The organism is Streptococcus sp. 27098_8_109 (assembly GCF_041432295.1).
In the GTDB taxonomy this organism is placed as follows: domain Bacteria; phylum Bacillota; class Bacilli; order Lactobacillales; family Streptococcaceae; genus Streptococcus.
The window spans coordinates 67,580-74,508 of the sequence record NZ_JAPVZJ010000007.1 but is presented as its reverse complement, the minus strand read 5'-3'; the positions used below and the strand labels follow the sequence as shown (position 1 = coordinate 74,508).

At 41.7% G+C, this 6,929-nt stretch carries 6 protein-coding genes; 4 read left to right on the top strand and 2 right to left on the bottom strand.

From position 1 onward, the window contains the following. Nucleotides 1–42: 42 nt before the first annotated feature. On the bottom strand, nt 43–495 hold the full coding sequence (locus tag O3664_RS04425) for a universal stress protein (RefSeq protein WP_000079148.1): 453 nt from the start codon (nt 493–495) through the stop codon (nt 43–45). A gap of 161 nt (nt 496–656) precedes the next feature. Here O3664_RS04425 and O3664_RS04420 point away from each other — a divergent pair, with 161 nt between their 5' ends. The 4 genes from O3664_RS04420 to O3664_RS04405 all read left to right on the top strand — a co-directional run bounded on the left by O3664_RS04420 (nt 657) and on the right by O3664_RS04405 (nt 4,722). Continuing rightward, nucleotides 657–959 carry a hypothetical protein gene (locus O3664_RS04420; protein WP_371613676.1) on the top strand — a complete coding sequence of 101 codons (303 nt, stop codon included), beginning with the start codon at nt 657–659 and terminating at the stop codon, nt 957–959. A 156-nt stretch (nt 960–1,115) separates the two neighbouring features. Next, the gene (locus tag O3664_RS04415) at nt 1,116–2,330 is read left to right on the top strand and encodes a pyridoxal phosphate-dependent aminotransferase (protein WP_084928181.1); all 1,215 of its coding nucleotides are present in this window, start codon (nt 1,116–1,118) and stop codon (nt 2,328–2,330) included. Nucleotides 2,331–2,484: 154 nt separating this feature from the next. Continuing rightward, nucleotides 2,485–2,619: a 50S ribosomal protein L34 gene (gene rpmH, locus O3664_RS04410; RefSeq protein WP_000831905.1), complete on the top strand. Its 135-nt coding sequence runs from the start codon at nt 2,485–2,487 to the stop codon at nt 2,617–2,619. 138 nt (nt 2,620–2,757) lie between these two features. Continuing rightward, nucleotides 2,758–4,722: a peptide ABC transporter substrate-binding protein gene (locus O3664_RS04405; RefSeq protein WP_084928180.1), complete on the top strand. Its 1,965-nt coding sequence runs from the start codon at nt 2,758–2,760 to the stop codon at nt 4,720–4,722. A 332-nt stretch (nt 4,723–5,054) separates the two neighbouring features. Here O3664_RS04405 and O3664_RS04400 read toward each other — a convergent pair whose 3' ends face one another. Continuing rightward, complete coding sequence (locus O3664_RS04400; protein WP_000494451.1) at nt 5,055–6,899, bottom strand: APC family permease; 1,845 nt, start codon at nt 6,897–6,899, stop codon at nt 5,055–5,057. Between the last annotated feature and the right edge of the window lie 30 nt (nt 6,900–6,929).

Below are 6,929 nucleotides of genomic sequence, written 5' to 3'. Positions count from 1 at the left end.
AATAGTAAACAAAAAGGAGCGCTGAGCTCCTTTTCTTCGTTATTACAAAGTTTTCTCTTGTTCTCTCACAACCAGCAAATCGACCTTAGCATGGCGGAGAATGTATTCAGATGAAGAACCGACCAAGAGGCGTTCAAAGGCGTTGAGACCAGTTGCGCCAACAAGGATGAGGTCCACTTCTTCAGCATCGGGAATGGTACGCGCTAGTAGGGTCTTTGGATTTCCCATTTCAATGACGATATGAACATCTGCCACACCAGCATCTTTAGCACGTTTTTCGTACTCTTTCATCAAACTTTCAGCGTCGACTTGGAGTTCTTCGTAAACTTCAGCATCAAAGGTGGATACGCTTTGGAGTGCGCGTGTGTCAATGACATGGGCGATGGTGAGTTTAGCGTCGTTTCGTAGAGCAGAATGAACTCCCTTGACAAAAGCCAAGTCCGCTTCTTTAGAACCATCGATTGCGACCATGATATTTTGGTAACGTTGTGCCATAATGAAACCTCCTGAAATTTTCTTACTATAATTGTAAACCTTTTCACTATAGAAGTAAAGCAAAAAAAGTATTTTTCAAAAGAATGTTAGCGATTAAAATCTATATAAATATATGATAAAATAAAAGAAAGGATAGCAGGAAAGAAGTGAAGGGAGGGAGAATGATGAAAAACGCTTTTCAAGAAACAAAAAATTCAAATTTCCTTTATTATGGAATCATCCTAGTTTCGGTCTTGGTAGAAGTGATTATGATCTGGCAATTAGAGAGGCTGATTCCATTTCTCTATCCAGGTTTTATTGGCTTTTTAGTCTTTCACCTACTCTACCATCTGATATTATTCCTAGTTGCAAAACGAAGTGGGCGTTGGGATTACTTGATGATATGGGGACTTTTCCTCATGTTCAATCTTCTTTATGACTCCTTTTTAGGCTTGCTTTTTCTAGGTTTATCTTTTGGTATGTAATGTGACTTTCGCAAAATACCTGCTATCTCCCCTGTCTCGACCTCGCTTTTAGCGAGGTTTTTCTTCTATACGAAACTAGTAACACATTTCAGTAAACTTGTCGCATTCTCTTTCTAGTGGTATAATGTTACTATCCTGATGAATTGAGGAAACAAGATGAAAGAATATAACAAGTCTAGTAAGTTAGAGCATGTTGCTTATGATATCCGTGGTCCTGTTTTGGAAGAAGCTATGCGGATGCGAGCAAACGGAGAAAAGATTTTACGTCTGAATACAGGAAATCCAGCAGAATTTGGCTTTACAGCGCCAGACGAGGTCATTCATGACTTGATTATGAATGCGCGTGATAGTGAAGGATATTCTGACTCCAAAGGGATTTTCTCAGCCCGTAAGGCTATCATGCAGTATTGCCAGTTGAAGAAATTCCCCAATGTCGATATTGATGATATTTACCTTGGAAATGGTGTCAGTGAGCTGATTGTTATGTCCATGCAGGGGCTTTTGGACAACGGAGATGAGGTCTTGGTGCCTATGCCAGACTATCCTCTCTGGACAGCAGCTGTCAGCCTAGCTGGAGGAAATGCCGTTCACTATATCTGTGATGAAGCTGCAGAATGGTATCCAGATATTGATGATATTAAGTCAAAAATCAATTCTAATACTAAGGCAATCGTCCTTATCAATCCAAACAACCCAACTGGAGCCCTTTATCCTAAGGAACTCTTGCTGGAGATTATTGAGATTGCCCGTCAAAATGATTTGATTATCTTTGCGGATGAAATTTACGACCGCATGGTAATGGATGGACATGTGCATACGCCTGTGGCTAGTTTGGCACCAGATGTCTTCTGTGTTAGCATGAATGGTCTGTCAAAATCTCACCGTATCGCTGGTTTCCGTGTGGGTTGGATGGTCTTGTCTGGACCTAAGACACATGTTAAAGGCTATATAGAAGGGCTTAATATGCTGTCCAATATGCGCCTTTGCTCTAATGTTTTGGCTCAACAAGTCGTACAAACTTCCTTGGGTGGTCACCAATCAGTCGATGAATTGCTCCTTCCTGGTGGACGAATTTACGAGCAAAGAAACTTCATCTACAATGCTATTCAAGATATTCCAGGTCTGTCTGCTGTTAAACCCAAGGCTGGGCTCTATATCTTCCCGAAAATCGACCGCAATATGTACCGTATTGATGATGATGAGCAGTTTGTCCTTGATTTCTTGAAGCAGGAAAAGGTTCTATTAGTTCATGGTCGCGGGTTCAATTGGCAGGAACCAGACCACTTCCGTATCGTTTATCTTCCTCGTGTCGATGAACTAGCCCAAATCCAAGAAAAGATGACTCGTTTCTTGAAACAGTATCGTAGATAGGGCTTACATCAGAAAAAGCGCTAAAAAGCTGGAAACATTTGCCTAGAGCTATTGACAAAAGTGAAAGAATCAGATAGAATAGTAAAGTATGTTTAGTAACTGATCACTTTATAGCCGGCTAAACGAATACAAAATCTATGAGGAGGTATTCATCGTGAAACGTACTTATCAACCAAGTAAACTTCGTCGTGCGCGCAAACACGGATTCCGTAACCGTATGTCAACTAAAAACGGTCGTCGCGTATTGGCAGCTCGTCGTCGTAAAGGACGCAAAGTTTTGGCTGCATAATCCAAACGAACCATAACAAAAATCAGTAGGAACTCGAGTCTACTGATTTTTATTTTTGTAAAAAAGTTCAAAAAGGCTTTATATTTTTGCTCAAATAGTGTATAATATTTCACATACTGTAAAAAATGGAGAATAATCATGAAGAAATCAAAAGTTATGCTTTTTGGAGCTATGGCTTTGACAGCAGGTCTAGCTCTAGCGGCATGTGGGTCATCCCAATCAAGCAATGCAGACAAGACATACTCTTATATCTTTGTCAGTAACCCTGATACCTTGGATTACATTACCTCTACACGAGACTCTACATCTAGTATCACAACCAACTTGATTGATGGTTTGTTGGAAAATGACCAGTATGGCAATCTCATCCCATCTATGGCTGAGTCATGGACAGTGTCAAAAGATGGCTTGACTTACACTTATAAGATCCGTCAGGGAGCTAAATGGTACACTTCTGAAGGAGAAGAGTATGCGGACGTAACCGCTCATGACTTTGTGACAGGACTTAAGTATGCGGCTGATAAAAAAGCTGAAAACTTGTACTTGGTACAAGACTCTATCAAGGGGCTAGCAGATTATGTTGAAGGGAAATCATCTGATTTTGGAACTGTTGGTGTTAAGGCGGTGGATGATTACACACTACAATACACCCTCAACCAACCTGAGACTTATTGGAACTCTAAAACAACAGCAAGTATCCTTAGTCCTGTAAATGAAGCCTTCTTGAAGTCTCAGGGAGATGACTTTGGAAGTGTGACACCATCAAGTATTTTGTCAAATGGTCCTTACTTGTTTAAATCCTTCACATCAAAATCTTTGATTGAATTTGATAAAAACCCTAATTACTGGGATAAGGATAATGTTAAAATCGAGAAAGTGAAACTCTCTTTCTTTGACGGTTCTGACCAAGACAGCATTGCTAGAGGTTTCTTGGATGGTAACTATACAGATGGTCGTATCTTCCCAACAAGTTCAGTCTTTGCTGAACTCAAGAAGGGAAATGAGGACAAGATTACCTATACACCACAAAACTCAGTTACTTTCTATTATCTTTTCAACGTGAATCGTCAAAGCTACAAGCAAACTATGAAACAGTCTGATAAGGAAAAGACAGATTCACGCGCAGCTATGCAAAATAAAGATTTCCGTCAGGCTATCAACTTTGCCTTTGACCGTCATGCTTATGCAGCACAGACAAATGGTGAAGATGGAGCAGACCGTATCTTGCGTAACACGATTACACCAAGTAACTTTGTCCAAGTTGGCGATAAGAACTTTGGTGATATTGTCAATGAAAAAATTGTCAACTACGGTAAAGATTGGGCAAACATCAATCTAAACGATGGTAAGCAAGCCTTCTTGAATCCTGAAAAGGCCAAAGAGAAGTTTGCCAAGGCCAAAGAAAGTCTGCAAGCACAGGGAGTAACCTTCCCAATTCATTTGGATATGCCAGTTGACCAGACTGCTAAGTTGGATGTTCAACAGGCTGGATCTTTCAAACAAACAGTGGAAGAAACTCTTGGTAAGGAGAATGTAGTTATCGATGTTATCCAACTTTCTCCAGATGAAAAAGACCAAGCAACCTACTTTGCAGATACAGCAGAACAAAAAGACTACGATATCGACATCTCAGGATGGGGTGGAGACTACTCAGATCCTAAGACTTACCTAGCTATTCTTGATCCAGAGACAGGTTTTCAGTTGAAAAACATGGGCTTGTCTGAAGGAAAAGACAAGGAAGTCAAGGACAAGATTGGTCTTGCTGACTACAAGAAACTCTTGGATCAGGCTGATGCGGAAATCACAGATACTCAAGCTCGCTATGAAAAATATGCTGAAGCCCAAGCTTGGTTGACAGATAGCGCCCTCTTCCTACCAGTTCAAAGTGGTGGAGCTAACCCAATCTTCCGTAAGACTGTACCGTTTACAGGTCCATTCTCATTTGTTGGTCATAAGGGAAATGCGGACAACTACAAATATGTTGAATTGCAAAAAGAGCCAGTAACCGCTAAACAGTACCAAGAACTCTATGAAAAATGGCTAAAAGAAAAAGCTGAGTCAAATAAAAAAGCTCAGGAAGATTTAGCTAACCATATTCAATAATATTCCTAGTCATGCTTTTCAGTTAATACTCTTCGAAAATCTCTTCAAACCACGTCAGCGTTGCCTTACCGTAGGTATGTTACTGACTTCGTCAGTTCTATCCACAACCTCAAAACAGTGTTTTGAGCTGACTTCGTCAGTTCTATCTGCAACCTCAAAACAGTGTTTTGAGCTGACTTCGTCAGTTTCATCTACAACCTCAAAGCAGTGCTTTGAGCAGCCTGCGGCTAGCTTCCTAGTTTGCTCTTTGATTTTCATTGAGTATAAGCATAGTGGCTGGATTCAGAAAAAGGCCTTACCAGACGCTTCTTGCTTCTGGTAGGGCCTTTTCTTTATTCTTTTAAGTGATAAGAGTAGCTAGCGACAACGACGTCTTGGTGCCAACGAAGGGCGTATTTGAGTTTAAGACTCATCTGATTGTGCAGGATATTTTGCCAAGGTTTATTAGGGATAAACTGGGGTACCAGGACAGTGACTGTATAGTTCTTTTTCTGGGCATCCTCAGAGATTCGTTTGACATACTTGACAGTAGGGGTGATGATGTCGCGGTAGCTGGTCTTGATGTTCTTCAGAGTAATGGTTGGGAAGTAATCGGCAAATTCTTGGAGAATTTCTTGGTCTTTCTCTGCTGTTTCCTTAGTAGAAATGTGCATGGCTAAGACTTCATCACCGATACTTTGAGCGTAGTTAATGGCTCCGACGCTAACTCGGGTGACATTTCCTACTAGGACGAGGACAAGATTGCCATCGTAGGTACGTTTTTCGATGCCTTCATAGAGACGTAGTTGTTGGGCCACTTTTTGGTAATGACTGTGAATGGCCAAGAAAAGTAGGGTGAGTACGAGAATAATCGGGAAGAAAGGCCAGATATCACTGAGACGGAAAAAGAGCAGGATCAGCACGATAGCGTAGCAAATGATGGCTCCAAGGATATTGGCAAGGGCAGGTTTTAAGAAATTTGTCCCTTTTTCTTTTTTCCAATGGCGAATCATCCCAGTCTGAGATAGGGCGAAGGGAACGAAGACCCCGATAGTATAAAGGGGAATCAAACGTTCGGTATTGCCATTAAAAATGAGAAGAAGAATCATAGCCCCAAATGCCAGAGTTAAAATTCCATTAGAGTAGCCTAGGCGGTCTCCTTTTTCCATAAAGAGATGGGGCATGTATTTGTTTTTAGCCATATTGTAAGCTAGCATAGGGAAGGCCGAAAAGCCGGTATTTGCAGCTACGGCCAAAATTAAGGCTGTGGAGAATTGGAAGGTATAATAGCCAAGGTGGCCTAAGAAGGAATTACCAAGGATACCTTGAGCCATCTGTGAGAGGATGGTTTCTCCGTGTTGCGGCATAATTCCCATCCAGTAGTTTAGGAAGGTAATACCAGCAAACAGAAAACCTAAAATCAGTGACATGATGGTCAAGGTCTGAGCTGCATTCTTTTCTTTCGGAGCCTTGAAAAAGGGAACGGCATTTGAAATAGCTTCAACCCCTGTCAGAGAGGCAGAACCACTGGTAAAGGCTCTTAGAATGAGAACGATAGACAGACTCGGTACAGCATGCCCGATAGGAGAAGTTGCCTGATAGCTGAGAGAACCAGTTACTAGTTGAAAGATTCCATAGAGCAAGAGAAAGACAGTACTGATGATAAAGAGATAGACAGGAATCATCAGTGAACTGGCAGATTCTTTTAAGCCCCGTAAATTCAAGAGCATAAGCAAACAAACTAGAAAAATGGAAATGTGGAGGTTGTAAGGGTGGAGAGCAGGGAGAGCTGCTGTGATAGCATCGGCTCCAGATGACACCGATACCGCCACAGTCAGCATGTAGTCAACCAGCAGACTACCTCCAGCAATTAAGCCAAGTTCGGGAGATAGATTTTCTCGAGTAACCATATAGGCCCCTCCTCCTTGAGGGTAGGCATGGATGATTTGACGGTAGGAGACGGTCAGGCTAGCTAGGAGCAGGAGGACAAAGAGGCCGATAGGAAGACTCCACCATATCGCAAGAGGAGAGAGACTAGCCAAGACGAGGACTACTTGCTCAGGCCCATAGGCAATGGAAGATAGAGCGTCGCTTGACAACATGGCCAAGGCCTGCATTTTTCCCAGCAGACCTCCCTCGCCTTCTGTTAAGGACTTAAGAGGACGACCGATAAAGGTCTGTTTTAATTTTGTAAACATTGTATTTTCCTTTTCTGAAAATTTCAATAA

Excerpts from the sequence above, each read along its gene's own strand:
- O3664_RS04425 (WP_000079148.1), bottom strand. The coding sequence starts at position 495 with ATGGCACAACGTTACCAAAATATCATGGTCGCAATCGATGGTTCTAAA.
- O3664_RS04420 (WP_371613676.1), top strand. The coding sequence starts at position 657 with ATGATGAAAAACGCTTTTCAAGAAACAAAAAATTCAAATTTCCTTTAT.
- O3664_RS04415 (WP_084928181.1), top strand. The coding sequence starts at position 1,116 with ATGAAAGAATATAACAAGTCTAGTAAGTTAGAGCATGTTGCTTATGAT.
- O3664_RS04405 (WP_084928180.1), top strand. The coding sequence starts at position 2,758 with ATGAAGAAATCAAAAGTTATGCTTTTTGGAGCTATGGCTTTGACAGCA.
- O3664_RS04400 (WP_000494451.1), bottom strand. The coding sequence starts at position 6,899 with ATGTTTACAAAATTAAAACAGACCTTTATCGGTCGTCCTCTTAAGTCC.